Consider the following 19,860-nt stretch of genomic DNA (forward strand, 5'->3'; position numbering starts at 1 on the left):
ACACTGCTGGAGCTAAAACTGCAGGTAAGGTTGCAGTTTCTCGAAGGTCGCATCGTCGAGGATACGAATTTTGCGGAGGTCGGTGGCTTGCTGGTAAGGGCCGTGTTGCTGCCGATACGCTACCAACACCCGACCCAGACGCAACCCCACATACGGATGGTCTTTTAGCTCGGCCAGCGTGGCATTGTTTACATCAATAGCCGTAGGGGTGAAGCTCGCCGCGACGAACGTGTACTTGCGCAGGCTATCCACTAGGTCGGGGGGCAAATTGAAGATTTCGCCCAGCTGCTCTTCCCTAGAAAAGCCCCCCAGCCGCGCCCGATAAGCCACCACCCGGCTCGACAGTCCGCGCCCGATACCCCGAATCTGCATAAGCTGGGTTGTGTCGGCCGCGTTCAGGTCGAAAGGAGCCAGATTGGTCGGCTTGCGCGGGAACTTACTGACCGGAAACGAAGAAGGCCGCTCCGGATAGCGGTTTTTGGCGGTAGCATAAGCCGTGCGAGCGGGCAGCTCATCAGGTAGCAGCATATACGGAGCAAGGCGAGCGTACACGGAGTCGGGGAGGCCGTACGTGCGACGAATCTGGGCTTTGGCTTTAAATCCCTGAATAACATCGCGGTACTTCACCATTCGCTGCGCTACGTAGTGCGGCACCCCGCGCGCTTCCCAATCAGTGGCCGACAACGCATTCGGGTCGAACGCAGCAAGTGCTACCTGCGCTACGGGCGGCTGGGGGGCTTTTTGGCGGGGGTAGCGGTTGGCGTAGGTGCGCGGCCGACGAGCAGCAGCCAGTTCGGCGGCCAGAGCGTCAAGCTGCTGTTGGTCGGCTTTGGGATTGTAGTGCGGGAGAGCCGGCTGAAGCAGCTGCGGCAACACCAGCCAGAGCACGAGTAGTAGCAATAGCACTACAAACCCGGACGTCTCGCGGCGCGAGAATCCAAAATACCGCCGCACCGCGTCGCGTAGGGCTATGTGCGGGGCTTTGCGCGGGCGCTGATGCTTAAGCACGAAGAAGGTAGAATATAACTAAAAACTGATACTAGCTACTCACGTAAATCAACCGGCGCATTTGCATAAATCAAGCCTTAAAGCGTTTGCAGTGCAATTAATTTATGATCAGATAAGTTAAAATAGCTGAATTGCCCGCTGAGCGAGGGTATGAAGTGCGGGCTAAAAATTGGCGAAAACCGCTGTAGCCCGTATCATTACGTATTCAATTTTCGTTCTGCTGCTCACGCCCTCACCTATGCCCTCTGCCGTCATTCGTACCACTGAGTTTTTTGACCAGCTTGCCGCCACCGTGCAGGTGGTTCGTGGGGTAGTGACGCAGCGGCTGCGGCATCTGAGCGAAGATCAACTAAACCGTCGGCCTTCCCCAGATACTTGGAGTGTGGGGCAATGCCTAGAACATCTTACCATCGTGGGTGGCCATCATCTGCCGGCAGTGGTTCGTAAAATCAAGGCCGCGAGTGAGCGGAGCACCAAGCCAGCTGAGACGGTAAAATCAGGCTTTATTGGGGGCCGACTTGTGCAGGCTATGCGCACGCCCGTTAGTCAGAAAGCCCTTAAAACGCCCCAGCGCTACGCCCCCAGCGGCAGCCGCCTGCCCCGTACGGTAGTAGAAGTGTTTAGCCGTCAGCTCGATGAAATGTTGCACCTGATTGATCAGGCCCGGACCATAAACGCCAATCGCGTGCGCATTCCTAATCCGCTGATTCCGCTGCTCCAATTACGCCTCACCGATGAATTTGCCTTTCTGGTGGCACATATAGAGCGCCATATGGCGCAGGTAGAGCGCGTACTGCAAGCCACCAAGCGCCCCCAGGACGAGACAGAAACTAAGCCAGCCGAGTAAGCATTAATGATGATGCTCGTGCTCCGGAGGGGCCGGCAGTTCCGCTGCCGCGCGGGGCAATAGTGCCGTGGGCACAAGCGGATAATGGTGGTGCACATGGTGAAATGCAAACGAAGCGACTACCGGTGTCCAGATCTGCGCGAGCGAAGCCGCTACCCGTGCTGCGGGGTTCTGAACAGCTAAGTGGTGCGGAATATAGGAGGCCCAGATTGGCATGGTAGCGCTCATAAAGAAGGCCACGCCCCAATATACCAACCCGACCAGGGAGCCCGCAAAAACATAAAGCCCTACGAAAGCAGCCAGCAAAGCCACCGTATACATCGTCTCGATAAGCTGCTTGCGGCGGGTGTGGGGGGCAATTTTCCACGACTCGCGGCGCAGCGTCAGGATATGGTAGGGGCCTTGCCACAGCACCCGCGAAAACCGCCAGTTGGCGGGTGCACCTTCCGGGTCTTCCTCCGTAAGGCAGCGACCGTGGTGGCGCAAATGCGTTACCTGCATGGCGTGACCACTTTTCAAAATAAGCAACGCGCTAAGTGCCAGTACGCGCTCATTCGCGGCTTTAGACAAGCCCAGCGCATGGTGCATGGCGTCATGCATCTGCACGAAAGCCGCCAAGCACACTGCTACTGCCAACGGGACCGCGACCCACCACCAGCCGGCCAAAGCGGCGGCTACATAAAGTGCGGCCAGCACCCACGGGCGGGCTAGTTCAATCCGGCGCTGCTGGGTGGTGAGCTGTAAGTGGGCGGCGACTTTACTCATAATAGTGATAGTTAAGTAGAGGTAATGACAAGCAGCAGATTGTGGCTAGTATGCACCGTAACGGCGCTTCATTCTCGTCTTTCCTCCCGTCGGGGCAAGGCATATGCCGGAATCCGTTCGGGGGCAATTCTTGCCAGCGGGGCTGAAAGGAGCCATGGTAACCGAATAACTTTCCAAACGTCGGGTTGCGCACTTCTACCTTGATGCGGTAGCACGCGGCGGCATCATCATACCATTCCTCTACATCGGCCAACCCAGAGAATAACATGGGAAAGCGAAACCAGAACGGCCCCTCATAAAACCGCTGCTCCCCGGAGCGTAGTCGCAGTCCACCTCGTTCTGATACCGACAAATCGATATCCACGGCCAGATGCTGATGGGTGCCTAGGTAATCGACAATGCGGTTGCGCCCGGTGCTACGAATCATAGTTGCGTCGAAGCAGCGGGTACGCTTCGGAAAGGAGAAGCGCCGAATCCACGACACGGTTTCACGCCCAAAGGAGTCGCGGTAAGCATAGTTTTCGATGCGAAACGGCACATTTTGGCCCGCATCGGGAAACATGATATGGCGTAGCAAACCGATCCGCAGGAAAGGCTGGGTATAAAACGGGCCGTGCCACACACGCTCCATAGTACCCTCGCCAATAAAAGCTCGGTGGTCGTCGCTGGCAAAAGCCAGCCGCTCCTGCATTCGCGGATGAAGTTTGGTGAACTCAGTACCTAATTGCTGCTGATAGATGGAGGCCATAAAGAGGGTAGAGAAAGCGAATAAATATTCGGTAGTTCGGCGTCTAGCCAGCTCAGACTGGTGCCATGGGTGGCGGCTGGCGAAGGCAATTGCGGGCACTCGGCAAATCATCGAGGCTAAGCAGCCCCACGGCGGCCAGCACCAGCATAGAAGCGTTGAGCGTAACGGGATTAAAAGGCGCCACGAAAATGGCCGGCTGGCTAAAAATGGCCCCCAGTCCCAATACCACGAGCCCTAGCATATTCAGCCAATACACAGGCCGCAAATACCGTAGCGGCAGCAGCCAGAATAGTAAGCCAAACACGATTTCACCCACGCCCACCGCGCTTGCCACGTATCGGGCGGCTTCAGCCGTGAAGCCCGCGCCTTGCAGAATACTTAGCTCACCGGTATCCGGGTAAAGCAGTTTGGGCACTACGCCCTGATATATCCAGCAAAAGCTTAAGACCAACCGAACTACTAGCTGAATAATTGCCAGGCGAATAGAAGCACTTGGCTTGATTCCCTTCTCTAGCCAGAGCCGCAGACAATCGAAGCTCCAGGCGGTAGCCCAGCCCATAAGGGGCCGAAACGCAAGTCGGTCGAGCACGCGGCCGGGCGCCCCAAAACGCGTCTGATAATCGTAGCCCGTAAGAAAGCGCAGGCCCTCCGGCGTCGGGACGTATTTCCAATAGCCAGCCCCGGTTTGGATTAGCGAAAGCCACTCATCCGACCAGAACTTAAGCACCGAAGTACGCTCGCCATTTTTCTCCTTGGTGCCTACACTTTCACCCCGACCAGCCACGCCCAAGCCAAAGCCGATGCGCGTAGCGTACAGAAACCGTTGGGGCTCAGAATCTACAGAGCGGGGCAGGTAGCGAATCTCGGTAAAGCGCAAATCCCACTGCTGATGTAAGTCGGGTTGCTGGGTATGATCCCAGAGCGCGTCCATAGGACAGCGGATCAGGGTTTCAACGTAGATAGGCGGGTTTTTCAAAAGTGCGGGCCGGGTAGCAAACGACTGAAGAAAGGTAGGCGAAGCGCGGCAGGAAGGCAAGGGAAATAACAGATAAGTACTGAGCGTTGGAGGCAGAAAATCAGCGCTCAGCTTTGAGGTGGCACGCATGGTTGCCGAAGCAAGCGGGGGCTTTTTAGCGTCCAGTTTTTATTGAAAATGCCTGTAGCTGAACTGATCCGTAAAAATTCTCAACTGCTTTATGGAATCAGGGAGATTTGCGCATCAGGTTTTTACCAACTTACCCACCGCTTTCTATTCCTCTATCCCTATGCGTCTTTTTGGCTTATTATTTTTGCTGGTACTCGTCATGATTAGCCCCACTTCTACCTCGGCGCCCGACCCCAAAAAATGGCGCCAGATTGACGCGTTGTTAGCCAAAGATCAAACGGCCTCGGCGGCCAAGCTCGTCGATGAGATTTACCGCCAGGCCCGGCAGCGCCAGGATACGCCGGAGTACCTGCGGGCCGTACTGTATAAGCTGCGGCTGCTGGAAGAAAAGGAAGAAGACGCGCAGGAAAAGGCTATTGCCTTGGTGGAGGCTGATCTAAAAACGGCCAAATTTCCCGCTAGGCCCATCCTGCATAGTTTGCTGGCCCAACTCTACGCCCGGTACTACGACGAGCACCGCTACCAGCTCTACGACCGTACCACCCAGGCCAGCCCCGACTCAGTTGATATTCGCACCTGGGATGCCGCCCGCCTGGGCAGCGCCGTGGTGCGCCACTACCGCGCTTCCGTGGCCGATGAGCCCCAGCGCCTGCAACAAATGACGCTAAAGGAGCTGGGCTACGCCGTACGTTTGGGCGATGCGGAAGGCCAAGCGCTGCGCCCCACGCTCTATGATTTGCTGGCTCACCGAGCCGTTTCGGGCCTGGAAAACGATGAATTCTACATTACAACGCCCGCCCAGCAGTTCGAGCTTCAGGATAAAACGCTGTTTGGCCCCGCCACCGAGTTTGCTAATTTAAAGCTGAGTGCGCCGGCCGCCGATTCACTGAACGGACAGTTTCATGCCCTACAAATATTGCAGCAGCTCACGGCTTTTCGTCTGCAAGCCAACAACCCAGCGGCCCTGGCCGACGTGGAGCTGGAACGCCTGCGCTTCGTGCACGAGCATACAGAGCTAAATACCAACGACGAGCTATACCAGGCCGCCCTAGCCCGTAGCGCAGAATCGTTTAAAGCCCTGCCCATATCCACCCGGTTTCTGGCCGAGCAGGCTGAAAGCCTTGAAGAAAGTGAGCCAGTCAAGGCCCGAGCAATAGCTCTGGAAGCCGAGAAACGCTTTCCAAAGTCACTTGGGGGGCAAAAAGCCTTGGCGCTCCGGCGTAAAATAGAGGCGGTGGAAGTAGCCTTTACTACAGAGGAGGTGCTACTGCCAAATCAGGCGTGGCTGCTGAAGCTGGACGTGCGCAACGCCCCCAAGCTCTACGCGAAGGCGTACCGGATGAGCACGGCTTTAGCCAGTCGTATGCAGGAGCAGCCTGAGTTATTCCGAAACCAGGAGTGGCGAAAAATACACGCTCGCGCCTTGAATGGTGCGCCAGTAGGAGCCTGGACACTAGCCTTGCCTGGCCCCACTGATTACAAAAGCCACTCGATACAAAATGCCGGGCCAGCGCTGCCGCTGGGGCGTTATCTTATCGTGGTAAGCACGGCGGCCGACAATCCTACCCAAAAGCGCGCTGGAGTTACCACCGTGTTCGCAGAGTTGAGCGTGAGCGAGTTAGGCCAGCTGCGTCGTCGCGACTCTGACCAGGAAGGAGCGGAACTGCTGGTGTTGCACCGTCAAAGCGGACAAGCACTGGCTGGGGTGCAGGTGGTGCCTTTTTTTCAATACTATGATCAAGCGAGCCGCGACTACAAGCGCCGTCGCGGGGACGCGCTTACTACCTCCGCCGAAGGGCTGACTCGCATAGCGCTAGGACTCAAAACGGGGGACAATACCCAGCTGGGGGGCATTTTGCTTACCAAAGGCCGCGACTCATTGCTGGTAACGGAAGGTGGCTATTACTTCCCGCGTCGCAGCCGCAACCCCGAGCCAGAGCAGGCCGAGCGGCAGGCGTTTCTGTACACCGACCGCGCGATCTATCGGCCCGGCCAAACGCTGTACTTCAAAGGCATTGTGACCGAAAGCCTGGCCGGCAAATCGCGGTTGCTAACCAAGGAAGCTGTATCGGTGCGGCTACAGGACGTGAATGGACAAACCGTGCAAACGCTGCCCTTCACCACGTCCGCGTTCGGTTCTTTTCACGGCTCCATCGTGCTGCCCACGGGCCTGTTGAATGGCGAAATGAGCCTGCAAACCGACTATGGCAGCGTCAGCTTTGCCGTTGAAGACTACAAACGGCCCACGTTTCAGGTTACGTTTGAGCCGGTGCAAGGCACGCCAGTGCTGGGCCAGGAGATAACCATGCGCGGCAAAGCCACTGCCTACGCCGGCCAGCCGATAGATGGCGCCGCGGTAAGCTACCGCGTCACGCGCCGTACGCTGTGGCCCATGTTTGGCCGGGGCATTGGAGGCGGGCGGCCCGAGATGGAGATTTTGAGTGGCACAACCCAAACCGATTCGGTGGGGGCTTTTTGGTAAAATTTGTGGCCAAAGGCGAGGAACTTGGCCAAAGCAAGCGCGGCCCCTGGGAGCCCGGCTACGTGTTTGAAATAACCGCCGACGTAACCGACGCAGCCGGCGAAACCCGCACCGGCAAGGAGCAGGTGAGTATTGGGAAGGAAGCCCTGACATTGCGCCTGGAACTGCCCGAGTTGCTGAACCGCGAAAAAATGCCCCCCATTCGGCTGTTCAGCACCAACGCCACGGGCGAAGCCCAGCCCGCCCGCGGCACGCTGAGCCTTTACCGCCTCACGCCACCCGCCCGCGCCCTGCGCCCCCGGGTCTGGGAGCGGCCCGAGCGTGAAGCGCTGAGCCCGGAGGAGTTTAAGCGCCTGTTTCCGCTGGATGCTTACGCCAAGGAAGACAACGACAGCACCTGGACCCGTACGCTGGTGCTAACCCAGGCATTTGATACCGAAAAATCGACACTCCTGCCTGCGCTCAATGTCGCGCTGGGCCAGCAGCAGCCCGGTCGCTACCTGCTGGAAGCCACAGCCGCAACCAACGCAACGGGGCAGCCAGCCAAGACGGAGCAACGATTCACCCTGTATGCGTCTTCGGCCAAAACACTGCCTATTCCTACGCCTGATTGGTTTATCTCGCTGCAGGACAGCGTAGTGCCCGGCCAGCCGGCCCGTTTCCTGATAGGCAGCTCGGAAGCGGGAGCACGCGTGTTGCTGGAAGCGGAGGCTAAGGGCGAAAGCCTGCGCCGCGAATGGCTCACGCTAACGGCGGGCGAACAGCGGCTCATAGAAATTCCGGTGCCGGCTAGCCTCGGCGAAACCCAGCTCTACGTGCATACCACGCAGGTGCGCGACAATCGCCTGTACACGCACACGGCGCCGGTGCAGATAGCCACGCCGCCCATGCCGCTCGTGCTCAGCATCGCCACCTTCCGTGACAAGCTACAACCCGGCCAGCGCGAAACCTGGCGCGTTACCATCCATCAAACCAATGGGAAGCCCGCCGATGCGGAGCTGCTCGCCACGCTCTACGACCAGTCGCTGGATGCCTTCCGTCCGCATTCATTTAGGGCGCTGGAGTTTCCAAAGCCCTATCAGCCGGCTATGCTGGCGTGGCAGGGCCAGTTTGAAACGAAAGAGTCAACTGAGCTGATGAATCAGAATGTGGCAGGGCCTAATGTGCGGGACATTGCTTATCCGCATATCAATATGTGGGGTTTCGATGGAGAAGATGTGGAGCAGTATGACGTAGAGCGAAAGGCGAGTACTACTAAATTTACTCCGCCAGTGATAAAGCGCGACGAGGAAATGATGGTGACTAGTGGTAATGCAGCACCACAGATGGCAAAGATGCGTATGGCTCCACCGCCTCCGCCTAGGGATGGAAGTGCAGAAATGATGGATGAAATTCCAGATGAAGAAGTGCTTAGAGATAAGCCTCGCGAGGTAGACTTTTCGGCCATCCAAGCCCGTAAAGACTTCCGCGAAACGGCCTTCTGGCTGCCCGAACTACGCACCAATGCCCAGGGCGAAACTGTGCTGGAATTCCAGATGCCCGAAGCCGTGACGCGCTGGCAGCTGCTGGCTCTGGCCCACGACCAGCAACTGCACAGCGGCCTGCTGCGCCGGGAGCTAGTGACGCAAAAGCAGCTACAAGTAACGCCCAACGCCCCGCGCTTCTTCCGCGAAGGTGATCAACTACGGCTCACCGCCAAGCTCAGCAACCTCACCGACCAGCCCATGCAAGGCACGGCCCAGCTGTTTCTACTCGATACTCGCACCCAGCAGCCATTGGAAGGCACCGTTCTCAAAAGCGCGGCTACCCTCAACTTTGACCTGAAGGCCAACCAAAGCAACGCCCTGGCCTGGAACCTCGCCATTCCGGAAACCGCCGAAGGGCGGGTGCCGCTGGAGGCCATTACCTACCGTGTAGTGGCCCAGACAACAGCTTCGAAGCAATCCAAACGCAAAGCCAAAAAAGCCCCCAGGCCGCCGTTTACTCCGATGGGGAGGAAAACACGCTGCCTGTGCTACCCAACCGCCTGCTCGTGACGGAAAGCCTGCCGCTGCCGATTGTGGGGCCAACTACGCGGGAGTTTGAGTTGAAAAAGCTAACCAGCACTACCTCGCCCACGCGCCGCAATTATTCGCTCACGCTGGAAATGACCCAGAACCCCGCGTGGTACGCGGTGCAGGCGCTGCCGTATTTGATGGAGTACCCATACGAGTGCTCGGAGCAAATCTTCAGTCGGCTGTACGCCAATCTTTTGGCAGCGAAAATTCTGCAAAGCAACCCGCGCCTCAAAACAACCTTAGCCGAGTGGAAGCGTGCCGCCCAGGCCGGCGACAAAGCAGCGCTGGCCAGCAAACTGGAGCAAAACCAAGAGCTGAAGAGTCTGCTGCTGCAGGAAACGCCTTGGGTGCGCGACGCCCAGTCGGATACGGAGCGCATGCGCCGCCTCACGGAGCTGTTCGACGAGCCGCGCCTGCAAGCCGAAACTACCCGCGCTCTCGCCAAGCTGGCCCAAATGCAGCAACCCAACGGCGCGTTTCCTTGGTTTGAGAAGATGCCCGACGACCGCTACATCACCCAGCTCATCGTGACCGGGTTCGGCAAGCTGAATAAGCTCGGAGCTTTCGATGCCACCAAAAACGAGACTGGGGGGCAAATTTTGCGCAAAGCCCTTGCTTACCTCGACGAGCAGCTACAGCGCGACTACGATGCCCTGCGCAAGCAGCCAAAAGTTGACCTCAAGCAAAACCACCTGACTGACCTGCACATTCAGGCTTTATATGGCCGTAGCTTCTGGCCCAATGAAGCTGTAGCGAAGTCAGCGCAGCCAGCCTACAATTACTACCATCAGCAAGCCGCCACCTATTGGCCCGCCCAAACCCGCTACCTGCAAGCCCAGACGGCACTGGCCCTGCACCGCGACAAAACGGCCCCCACCGCCGTGCGCAACATTTTGCAGGCCCTCACCGAAAACGCCCTGCACTCGCCGGAGCTGGGAATGTATTGGAAGGAAGTACGCGGCGGCTATTACTGGCGTGAGGCGCCCACCGAAACCCAGGCAACATTAATTGAAGCCTACGACGAAGTACAGAATGACCAGAAATCGGTGGATGAAATGAAGCTGTGGCTACTCAAACAAAAGCAAACCCAGAACTGGGAAAGTACCCGCGCCACCGCCGATGCCTGCTACGCCCTGCTCCTGCGCGGCTCCGACTGGCTGCAACCTGCCCAGCCCATTCAGGTAACAGTAGGCGGCGCGCCAGTGCAGCCCACCACCCAGCAGGCTGGCACCGGCTATTTCAAAACCACATTCCCAAGCGCCAGCATCAAGCCGACCCAAGGGAAGGTGACCGTAAAAAAGACCGATGCAGGCGTAGCCTGGGGGGCGCTTTACTGGCAATACTTCGAGCAACTGGATAAAATAACGCCTGCCGCCACCCCATTACAGCTGGAGCGTCAGTTGTTTAGGGAGCGGCGCACGGCCGCTGGCCCAGTGCTCGAACCGCTCACGGCCGGTACGCTATTACGAGTAGGGGAGGTGCTGGTAGTGCGCCTGACCCTCCGCACCGACCGCACCCTAGAGTACGTGCATCTGAAAGACCAACGCGCCGCCGGACTGGAGCTAATCAGCCAGGTATCGGGCTACCGGTATCAGGGAGGGCTGGGCTATTATGAGAGTCCGCGTGATGCCGCTACCAACTTTTTTATGGGCCAGTTACCGAAGGGAACGCACACATTTGAGTACCGACTGCGGGCAGCTCAAAGCGGTAATTTCTCGGGTGGTCTGAGTCAGATTCAGTGCCTTTACGCCCCTGAGTTTACGAGCCATTCGGCCGGCCAACGACTACAGATTGGGTCTAACTAAGCTCTTTAGTAGCCCGAATTTTTTATTCCCTAAAATCGGGCTAGACAGCACTGAAAGGCCGTTTGCAGTGAGTTAAAGCCTATGCAGTCTTGTCTGGGCACCATTCAGGTCTTACTTTTGCGTCCTCTTAGCCCTTTTTAAGCTATGCTGATGCGTCAACTATATGTGCTTGCCGGGCTGCTTTTATGCAGCGCACCGGTGCTTGCCCAAGGCAAGAAAACAACCCAAATTTCAAGCTCTTCCGGTCATTTTACCGTACCCGTTACACCAGCTTTGCCCGGTGAGGAAAAGCTCTCGGCCAGGGAGCGCGTCGAGCGCGATTTGCTGATGCCAGTGCGCCGCAAACAAGCAGCCCTGACCCTGCAAGAAGCCAAGCAAGCTTCTGCTGAAATCACCGCCCGTGGCCTAGAAGCCGCCGAAGCCAACGCCGCTGAAGAAGCCAAAAAAGCCCCCCAGCCAACCGTCGCGGAGTCTCAAGCCGCCTTGCCTGTTGCTCAGCCTAAAGAGGCTCCCGCCGTCAAGCAGAAATCACCTATTAGTCATAAAAAGTTTCGGCGGCGTCGGTAGGGAGGCAGCTGCCTCATCCCGACTAAGCAACCCGATAGGTTTGCACAATTCACAATCACAAAAAAGCCCCCAGATCTATTCTGGGGGCTTTTTTGTGATTGTGAATTGACGAAAGGTCTGTAGGCTATAACGCTTTATTTAGATAATGGGCATCAGCCGCACTACCAGCCCATCGAGGCGGGGCGTAATGCGGATTTGGCAGGAAAGACGGCTGCCGGGGCTGAGTACGGGCAGCGTTTCGAGCATATACATCTCTTCGTCGCCGGGCTCGTCGAGGGCCGGACCGGCTAGCACTTCTACATGACAGGTGGCGCACAGAGCCATACCGCCGCAGGTAGCCTGAATATCGTAGCCGCTGGCCTTAAGTACCTCCATCAAGCTAAGGCTCATGTCGGTAGGGGCCTCTATTTCGCGCCGCTGGCCGGGGGCCTCCTCCACGTATACTCGAACTTCGGTAGCGTCAGTCATTTAGTTATTAGTTGGTCGTCAGTAGTCGTATCAATATTATCAATTAAAATTGGTGCTACGCAAAAATCATTGTCATCCTGAGGCACGAAGGACCTTCTCACCGAAGAACGATTTGTTCATATGCGAGAAGGTCCTTCGTGCCTCAGGATGACAATGATTGCTACTTACATCGTCGGTACGCCGTTCACAGTCGTGTACTTCAATACATACTTCTTATCCGGAAACATGTATTTGTAAGCGCCCTGGGCCATGAGGGCAGCCTCGTGAAAACCGCACAGAATCAGTTTCAACTTGCCCGGATATGTGTTGATGTCACCGATGGCGTACACGCCCGGCACGGAGGTCGAGTAGTCCAGCGTATCTACCTGCACCGCGTCATTATCCAAGCCTAAGTTCCACTCGCCAATGGGGCCAAGCTTCGGCGTGAGACCAAACAGCGGAATAAAGGCATCAACGGGCAAGCTTTCAGTAGTGCCGTCGTTGGCGGTGATAGTCACGGCCTCCAGGTTGTCAATGCCGTGGACGTGGGTCACGTTAGATGACAGCACCAAGCGGGCACGACCAGCTTCGTGCAGGTTCTTCACCTTCTCCGCCGAATCGGCCGCGCCGCGGAAGGTGGTGCCGCGATGCACCAGCGTTACTTCTTTGGCAATATCAGCCAGGAAAATAGTCCAGTCGAGCGCCGAGTCGCCACCGCCGGCAATCACAATGCGCTTGTCGCGGAAAGTTTCGGGGTCACGCACCATATAATATACACCGCGGCCCTGCTCAAAGCGCTCCAACTCGTCGATGGCCGGCTTGCGAGGCTCAAACGAACCCAGGCCACCAGCGATAGCTACGGCTTTGCACAAAATCTCCGTGCCATCGGTAGTGAAAAGCTGAAACGAACCATCTTCGAGCTTCGCGAAACGCTCGACCCGCTCACCGAGGGTGAAAGTGGGGTGAAAGGGCTCAATCTGACGCATCAGGTTGCGCACCAAGTCACCAGCCAATACCTCGGGAAAACCGGGAATGTCGTAAATGGGCTTCTTCGGATAAATCTCGGTCAGTTGACCTCCCACGGCGGGCAGCGCGTCTACCACATGGCAGCGCAACTTCAACAACCCAGCCTCAAACACCGCAAACAGCCCCACCGGGCCAGCTCCGATAATACAGATATCGGTCGAAATAGTATTCAGCATGCAATCAAGAATCAGCGAAAAACAAACAAACGGCCTTGAGCCGCCTGAATAACAAACAAAGCCCCGGAATCGTTGGGCCCGCCTTCACGAATGATACGCGGCTACCAAGTTTAGGCTTTGCGGGTGCAAAGATAAGTTCAGGCAGCCGCGTTTTTGGTATTGGAGGGCAAAATGTGCTAGGCCATGTTATTCGCTTGTCCAAGCATAAGACCCTGATACCCTTGTCGACCAGAAACGAACTAAATAAAAAAGCCCCCCAGCATGATGCTGGGGGCTTTTTCGTGGTCGTGTAAGGAGTCGAACCTTAAACCTCCTGATTCGTAGTCAGGTGCTCTATCCAGTTGAGCTACACAACCATTATCCCGCTTGGGGAGCGCAAAGATAATCGCTAAAATTTCAGACGTCCAAGCCGGGGGGCATTTTTAGCGTAAAATTTTGCCAGAAAACGCGCAAACGGCTGAGAGTCAGATTTTATTTTTCAACGGTTTTTTCGGGGTTGCGGTTCAAGGCCCGTTTTAAGGCGCGGTTGAAGAGGTAGTAAAGCCCAAAAACCGATACGATAATCAGTCCAATTACCAGCAGCTTACCTGCCGTACCCGTGTCGGGGTCGCTAACGAGGCTGATGACATCCTGCGCCTTCGTACCCAGCCAATAGAAAAACAGGCTGCGCGGTAGCATGCCCACCACCGAGGCCAGCAGAAACTTGCGCCGGTCGATGCGCATCACGGCCAGCACGAACGTCATAAGGGCAAACGGCAGCACCGGCGAGATGCGGGTAAGCACGATGAGCTGCCAGCTTTCAGTTTTCAACTCCCGCATTACCGCATCGGCTTTAGGAAAGTGACGCAGAAAGCTGAGCATACGGCCGTGGTCCAATGAACTGGCTATCTGATAGCCGACCAGCGCGGCCAGCGCGTACGCCACCACCATGCCTGGCAACCCAGCCCAGCCAAAATAGAACCCCGTGACCAGCGCCACAAACGTGGTAGGCGTGAAGGCAAAGGCCATCGTAAAGGCAATGACCACGAAATAAAGCGCAGTCTGGGCGGGCGTGAGCTGCTGCAATAGCGCCTGATTGCGGTAGAGCAGGAAAGTGAGCGAAGAGCTACCCAACACCGGCAAGGCCACCAGCAAAAACATGGAAACCAGCGTAGACGCGTTTTTTTGGAAAAGCTCTTTGAGTACAGACATAGGCAATAAACAAATCGGGCCGACTGTGCGCAGCCGGCCCGAAGGTAGAACGTAAACTCTACGGTAAAGGCTACGCGCTGACCCAAGCCGAAAGAAGTACATAGTAGTAGAAGCTATTCTGGGGAGCGGCAGCTTGCCAAAAAATAATCGCGCAGGCCGTTTTACCTTTGAGCCCGCTTGTCCCACCCCGTATACTATACTTTTCGCTTCGCTTTTTCTATGAAATTCGGAACCAAGACCATCCACGCCGGCGTGCATCCTGATCCTGAGACAGGGGCCATCATGACGCCTATCTACCAGACTTCAACCTATGTGCAGCGCTCGCCCGGCGACCACCGCGGCTATGAGTACTCCCGCACGCACAACCCCACCCGCACCCAGCTTCAGGACTCGCTGGCCGCTCTCGAAAACGGTAAGCACGGCTTGGCGTTCGCCTCCGGCATGGCTGCCACCGACGCTATTGTCAAGCTGCTTCAGCCCGGCGACGAGGTAATCTCTACTAACGACCTGTATGGTGGCAGCTACCGCATTTTTACCAAGGTATTTGCCCCCCTGGGTATTAAATTTCACTTCGTGCCCATGCACGACATGAGCGCCGTGCGCGAGAAGGTAACTGAGCGCACCAAGCTGATTTGGGTAGAAACGCCCACCAACCCGCTGCTCAACGTGATTGATATTGCCGCCGCCGCTGCCGTAGCCAAAGAAGCCGGTGCTCTGCTGGTAGTGGATAATACCTTCGCCACGCCCTATTTGCAAACTCCTCTCGACCTGGGGGCCGATATGGTAATGCACTCGCTAACCAAATATATGGGCGGCCACTCTGATGTGGTAATGGGGGCAATCATCGTGAAGGACGACGAATTGCATGAGCGCCTGCGCTTCCTGCAAAATGCCTGCGGTGGCACGCCCGGTCCTCAGGATTGCTTCCTGTTGCTGCGCGGCATTAAAACGTTGCATATCCGCATGCAACGCCACTGCGAAAATGGTCGCGCCGTCGCGGAGTTTTTGAAAGCGCACCCCAAAGTGGAGAAAGTGTACTGGCCCGGTTTTACTGATCATCCTAACCACGATATCGCGGTCAAGCAGATGAATGACTTCGGTGGTATGATCAGCTTCGTGCTTCAGGGCGACCGCAAGGAAGACGCCATTGCCGTGCTCGAAAAGCTGGAACTGTTTGCCCTTGCCGAGAGCCTTGGTGGCGTAGAAAGCCTCTGCGGCCACCCAGCCACCATGACTCACGCCAGCATTCCAGCCGAGGAGCGTCGCAAAGCTGGGCTCTCTGACTCGCTTATCCGCCTCAGCGTAGGTATTGAGGATATTGAGGACCTGATCGAAGACTTGCGCCAGGCCATAGGCTAACGGTAGCGAAACCAAAGCAAAAGCCCGGCTGCAGAGCCGGGCTTTTTTTGTTAAAAAAATCGAGGGGTTATATATTAGAAATAAATCATTTATACTAGAGATAAAATTCAGCTACTTAAGCATTTTCGTTTTCGAAGCAATGCCTCTTTTATCACCATCAACTTACACCTTACCGACCGTGACTATCGGTCAGGGTTGTTGTTGCTGATTTTACTATTAAGCTGACGATTTCTCATTTCTTTTCGGATACCAGGTACGCAGTGTAAGCGGGTTTTAGCCGTTTATCTGACTGCGGGATATGCCACCGTTGTGGCTGTTAGCTTACTCTGCCCCATTCTTTCCAAACCCCTCTTTCTTGTATGAAAAAATTACTACTCTTTCTGGTGTTCGTGCTAGCATGGGCGCCAGCATGGGCTCAAAATACCACAGTGACGGGTCGCGTGCTCGGTGGAAACGGCTCAGCTCAGCCGGGCGTCACGGTGCTGCAAAAAGGCACTAATAATGGCACTAGTACTGACAATGATGGCCGCTATAGCATTCAAGTGCCTTCAGATGCCGTGTTAACTTTTTCGGCTATTGGCTCGGCTACACAGCAAATCAATGTGAGCGGCCGCACTAGTATTGATGTGCGCTTGCAAGACGCTACCACCGACCTCAATGAAGTGGTAGTAACTGGTTCGCGCGCTACGGAGGGCCGATCTAATATCCTGACAACGGCCCCCGTGGATGTGATTTCGGCCCGAGAGATTAAGGCTTTTGCCCAAACAGATATTTCCCAAGTTCTTACTTATGCGGCACCTTCGTTTCAGTCGTCGCGCCAAGCCATTTCCGACGGTACCGACCACGTGGATCCGGCCAGCTTGCGCGGCCTCGGCCCCGATCAGGTTCTGGTGTTGGTAAATGGTAAGCGTCGTCATAACTCAGCCCTGGTGAATATCAACGGTACCGTGGGTCGCGGCTCGGTTGGTACCGATTTAAATGTGATTCCTTTGGCTTCTATCAAGCGCGTGGAGGTGCTACGTGAGGGCGCAGCAGCCCAGTACGGATCCGACGCAATTGCTGGTGTTATCAACATTCAGCTGAAAGATGATACTACTGGTGTGGCAGCTAGTGTGACCGGCGGCCAGCACTATGAAAGCGACGGCGAAGTATTTCAGGCCGACGCCAACGTAGGTATTGGCTTGGGCGGCCGCGGCTTTTTGGATGTCAGCGGACAGTTTTTAAACCGAGGCTACACCAACCGCACCTTCGAAGATACTGCTCCACTTATGTACTTGGGGGCAATGGCGGCAACTACCCTGGTGGAACGGCGGCCGATACAGAGCAGGAGCGGCGTGACCTGAAAGCGCAGGACGATGCCATTGTTGCGGAGCGAGGTTTCAACCGCAAAAACATGCGCGTAGGCAACTCCGAGTCGCGCAACTATGGCGGCTTCGTAAACGCGGCCTATCGTCTTGGAGGAACCGTAGAAGCCTACGTGGCTGGCGGTGTTACGCACCGCACGGGTAAGGCAGCCGGTTTCTATCGTTTGCCCAATCAGCTTACCCAGAGTGACTTGACCATCTTCCCCGATGGCTTCCTGCCCTTCATCAACACTACTATCAACGACCAATCGGCTATTGTAGGGCTGCGGGCTACCGTGGGGGGCTTTTCTGCTGACTTAAGCAACACGTACGGCCGCAATGAGCTCCAATTCGATATCTCGAACACCGTAAACGCTTCGCTGCCCCAAGGCCCGGGCATCCGTAATCCAACGGAGTTTTATGCCGGTAAGCTTAACTTTAGCCAGAACACTACCAACTTAGGTTTCTCGCGCAAATTCAATGGAATAGGCCCGTTGGCGACGCTGAACGTGGCTTTTGGTGGTGAGTTTCGGGTTGATCAATTCGAAATCAGTGCGGGTGAGCCAAACTCCTATATTAACGGTGGCCGCCTGATTGGCACCACGCCTACAGCCTCAGGGTCGCAGGTATTCCCAGGATATCAGCCAGATGATGAAGTAGATGAGTCAAGAAGCAATGTGGCGGGCTACGTCGATTTAGAAAGCGACATTACCGAGGATCTGTTGGTACGTCTCGCTGGCCGAGCCGAAAACTACAGCGACTTTGGCTCCAACGTAAGTGGCCAGGTAGCCGCGCGCTACAGCTTCCTCGATGGTTTGGCGCTGCGCGGCTCGTTTGGCAATGGTTTCCGGGCACCTTCGCTCCAGCAGCGCTACTTCACGAATACCAGTACACAGTTTGTGAGTGGTCTGCCTAACCAAGTTCTGACCGTAAACAATGACGATCCTATCGTGCGCAACAGCTTCGAGGACCCTAACCAAAAAGGATTTGGGGTAGAGGGGTTGAAGCAGGAGAAATCGGTGAATTATAGCTTGGGCGTGACTGCGCGCGTGGCGCGAACCATTACCCTGACCGTAGACGCTTATCAGATTGACATTGACGACCGGATTGTGTTGTCGTCGCAGTTTGTACGCGCCAACCCTATTGTAAACACCATTTTGGGTACGCAGGCGGTAAGCCGAGTGCAGTTTTTTGCGAATGCCATTGATACGCGTACACGGGGCATCGACATCGTGGCCAACGAGCGCCTGACCTTGGGCGAGAAAAGCCGCTTGGGCATTACAATAGCAGCCAACTTCACGGAGACAAAAGTGCGCAGCTTCAACAGCTCGTCTTCTACCATCAACAACGACCAAACGACTGGCACGACCAACCTGCAAAACACGCTCTTCGATCGGCAGCAGCGGACTCGCCTCGAGTCGGGCCAACCTCAAAGCAAGATTAACCTATCCGCGAACTATGGCTATGGCATCTTCGGAATCGAGGCTCGGGTGGTGCGCTTTGGCGAGATAAAATTTGCCGACGCTGACCCTGCTCGCGCTGAACTCGTCGATCAGACCTTCTCGGCCAAGTGGATTACGGACCTGACGTTAACGGCCCAAATCCTTCCGCAAGTTGGTATCTCACTAGGCGCAAATAACTTGTTTGACGTGTACCCCGACAAGTTCCGCCTTCACCCGCGCAACAACCCCAACAACTTCTCAGTTGACCCAGCCACTAGCTTCAACTCCGGCCTTGACAATACGAACCGCAACCGCTTCGTGTACAACGCTGGCCAATTTGGCTTCAACGGTGGTTACTATTTTGTACGCCTCAACGTGACCCTACCTACTAAATAGGCATTGCCGCGCATACTCAGCACATAAAAAAGCCCCCAGAAACATTCTGGGGGCTTTTTTATGTGTTTATACTACTTAGTTGGCGGAGGGGCGCTGGTATTAGAATCCAGGATCTGGAACAGCTCATCCAGTTTGGGTGTCAGGATAATCTCCGTGCGGCGGTTCTTTTGGCGGGCCACGGGCGTCTTGGCGACATCCACGGGCACATACTTCGAACGGCCCGAGGCGGTTACGCGCTCCGGCGTAACGCCGTTGGTAGTCAGCAGGCGGGCAATTTCAGTGGCGCGCAGCACGCTCAGGTCCCAGTTGTCCTGCATACCGGCGGTACCTTTGCTGATCGGTACATCGTCGGTGTGCCCTTCCACTACTACGTTCACGTCGCGCTGCTCTTGGAGCACGGCTGCTAGTTTCTTGAGCGCATCCTGGCCTTTAGGGTCAACTTTGGTAGAGCCTGATTTAAATAATAGCTGCTCCGATAGCGACACGTACACTTTGCCATCCTTCAGCTGCACTTGTAAGTCGCTGTCGTTGAAGCTAAGTAAGGCTTTGCTCACCTTGGCGCGCAGGTCGTTTACAGCTTTATCCTTCTCAGCCAAGGCTTGCTGAAGTTCGGCTAGGCGGGCTTCGCGGGTTTTCAGATCGGCGGTTAGCTTATCGATTTCTGTCTGGCTTTTGCCTAGTTCCGCCTCGCGGCGGGCGAGGTCCTGAGCTACTTTGCTGTAGTCCGCTGATTTGTCGGCTAGGGCGCGGTCGGTGTTTTTGAGTAGCTTTTCAAAGCTGCTGTTTAGCTCGCCGTACAAGTTTTGGGTTTTGCGCAGCACGTTGCCGGTCTGAGTAGAGTCGGCTACCAGGCGTTTATTATCGAGGCGAAGCTGGGCAAGTTCGTCGCTGGCTTTTTTCAATTCGGCTACGGCTTGGCGCTGCTGGCGCTCCAAGTCGGCTTTGGCTTGCTCGGTGGCCGTTTGGCGGGCGCGCAGGTCATCGTATTTTTTGGAGGCCACGCAGCCGGGTAGCAACGTGGCGGCCGTCAGGCACAGCGTCCCGAGAAAGAGCGTAGAAGTTTTTTTCACAATAGAACGGTGCTTAACAAAGAGTT

The 19,860-nt window shown here is 56.1% G+C and carries 16 protein-coding genes and 1 tRNA gene; 8 read left to right on the forward strand and 9 right to left on the reverse strand.

Annotated elements, in window-relative coordinates; all coding sequences use genetic code 11:
• Positions 1–12: 12 nt before the first annotated feature.
• Complete coding sequence (locus tag EPD59_RS04800; protein ID WP_133271794.1) at positions 13–1,008, reverse strand: ComEA family DNA-binding protein; 996 nt, start codon at positions 1,006–1,008, stop codon at positions 13–15.
• 238 nt (positions 1,009–1,246) lie between these two features.
• Between EPD59_RS04800 and EPD59_RS04805 the strand changes: the two genes are divergently transcribed.
• Positions 1,247–1,855, forward strand: a complete 609-nt coding sequence (locus tag EPD59_RS04805; RefSeq protein WP_133271795.1) for a DinB family protein — start codon at positions 1,247–1,249, stop codon at positions 1,853–1,855.
• Between the two features lie 3 nt (positions 1,856–1,858).
• Here EPD59_RS04805 and EPD59_RS04810 read toward each other — a convergent pair whose 3' ends face one another.
• The 3 genes from EPD59_RS04810 to EPD59_RS04820 are packed head-to-tail and all read right to left on the reverse strand — an operon-like array spanning position 1,859 to position 4,473.
• Complete coding sequence (locus EPD59_RS04810; protein ID WP_133271796.1) at positions 1,859–2,620, reverse strand: fatty acid desaturase; 762 nt, start codon at positions 2,618–2,620, stop codon at positions 1,859–1,861.
• Positions 2,613–3,368, reverse strand: a complete 756-nt coding sequence (locus tag EPD59_RS04815) for a DUF4166 domain-containing protein (RefSeq protein WP_205703481.1) — start codon at positions 3,366–3,368, stop codon at positions 2,613–2,615. Before EPD59_RS04815 ends, EPD59_RS04810 begins: the two co-directional genes overlap by 8 nt.
• A gap of 52 nt (positions 3,369–3,420) precedes the next feature.
• Entirely contained in the window at positions 3,421–4,473 is a 1,053-nt protein-coding gene (locus EPD59_RS04820; protein WP_205703482.1) for a DoxX-like family protein, read from the reverse strand.
• A 160-nt stretch (positions 4,474–4,633) separates the two neighbouring features.
• Here EPD59_RS04820 and EPD59_RS04825 point away from each other — a divergent pair, with 160 nt between their 5' ends.
• The 4 genes from EPD59_RS04825 to EPD59_RS04840 all read left to right on the forward strand — a co-directional run bounded on the left by EPD59_RS04825 (position 4,634) and on the right by EPD59_RS04840 (position 11,384).
• Positions 4,634–6,955: an MG2 domain-containing protein gene (locus EPD59_RS04825; protein ID WP_165963476.1), complete on the forward strand. Its 2,322-nt coding sequence runs from the start codon at positions 4,634–4,636 to the stop codon at positions 6,953–6,955.
• 5 nt (positions 6,956–6,960) lie between these two features.
• Complete coding sequence (locus EPD59_RS04830) at positions 6,961–8,991, forward strand: alpha-2-macroglobulin family protein (protein ID WP_133271798.1); 2,031 nt, start codon at positions 6,961–6,963, stop codon at positions 8,989–8,991.
• The gene (locus EPD59_RS04835; RefSeq protein WP_133271799.1) at positions 8,967–10,817 is read left to right on the forward strand and encodes an alpha-2-macroglobulin family protein; all 1,851 of its coding nucleotides are present in this window, start codon (positions 8,967–8,969) and stop codon (positions 10,815–10,817) included. The genes EPD59_RS04830 and EPD59_RS04835 overlap by 25 nt, the downstream gene beginning before the upstream one ends.
• Before the next feature lie 150 nt (positions 10,818–10,967).
• Entirely contained in the window at positions 10,968–11,384 is a 417-nt protein-coding gene (locus EPD59_RS04840) for a hypothetical protein (protein ID WP_133271800.1), read from the forward strand.
• 138 nt (positions 11,385–11,522) lie between these two features.
• Here EPD59_RS04840 and EPD59_RS04845 read toward each other — a convergent pair whose 3' ends face one another.
• From EPD59_RS04845 to EPD59_RS04860, 4 genes are all read right to left on the reverse strand, one after another.
• Positions 11,523–11,852, reverse strand: coding sequence for a 2Fe-2S iron-sulfur cluster-binding protein (locus EPD59_RS04845; protein ID WP_084446342.1), 330 nt, complete (start codon positions 11,850–11,852; stop codon positions 11,523–11,525).
• Between the two features lie 164 nt (positions 11,853–12,016).
• On the reverse strand, positions 12,017–13,033 hold the full coding sequence (locus EPD59_RS04850; RefSeq protein WP_133271801.1) for an NAD(P)/FAD-dependent oxidoreductase: 1,017 nt from the start codon (positions 13,031–13,033) through the stop codon (positions 12,017–12,019).
• 282 nt (positions 13,034–13,315) lie between these two features.
• A tRNA-Arg gene (locus EPD59_RS04855) sits at positions 13,316–13,389 on the reverse strand.
• Positions 13,390–13,504: 115 nt separating this feature from the next.
• The gene (locus tag EPD59_RS04860; RefSeq protein ID WP_240731624.1) at positions 13,505–14,224 is read right to left on the reverse strand and encodes a TVP38/TMEM64 family protein; all 720 of its coding nucleotides are present in this window, start codon (positions 14,222–14,224) and stop codon (positions 13,505–13,507) included.
• Between the two features lie 219 nt (positions 14,225–14,443).
• Here EPD59_RS04860 and EPD59_RS04865 point away from each other — a divergent pair, with 219 nt between their 5' ends.
• From EPD59_RS04865 to EPD59_RS04875, 3 genes are all read left to right on the forward strand, one after another.
• Positions 14,444–15,583: a cystathionine gamma-synthase gene (locus EPD59_RS04865; RefSeq protein WP_133271803.1), complete on the forward strand. Its 1,140-nt coding sequence runs from the start codon at positions 14,444–14,446 to the stop codon at positions 15,581–15,583.
• Positions 15,584–15,942: 359 nt separating this feature from the next.
• A complete protein-coding gene (locus tag EPD59_RS04870) occupies positions 15,943–16,926 on the forward strand; it encodes a TonB-dependent receptor (protein ID WP_133271804.1) in 984 nt (327 codons plus the stop codon).
• Between the two features lie 50 nt (positions 16,927–16,976).
• Positions 16,977–18,764, forward strand: a complete 1,788-nt coding sequence (locus EPD59_RS04875; RefSeq protein WP_133271805.1) for a TonB-dependent receptor plug domain-containing protein — start codon at positions 16,977–16,979, stop codon at positions 18,762–18,764.
• A gap of 71 nt (positions 18,765–18,835) precedes the next feature.
• Here EPD59_RS04875 and EPD59_RS04880 read toward each other — a convergent pair whose 3' ends face one another.
• On the reverse strand, positions 18,836–19,834 hold the full coding sequence (locus EPD59_RS04880) for an OmpA/MotB family protein (RefSeq protein ID WP_240731625.1): 999 nt from the start codon (positions 19,832–19,834) through the stop codon (positions 18,836–18,838).
• Positions 19,835–19,860 lie beyond the last annotated feature (26 nt).

Source organism: Hymenobacter radiodurans (genome assembly GCF_004355185.1).
Taxonomy (GTDB): Bacteria; Bacteroidota; Bacteroidia; order Cytophagales; family Hymenobacteraceae; genus Hymenobacter; species Hymenobacter radiodurans.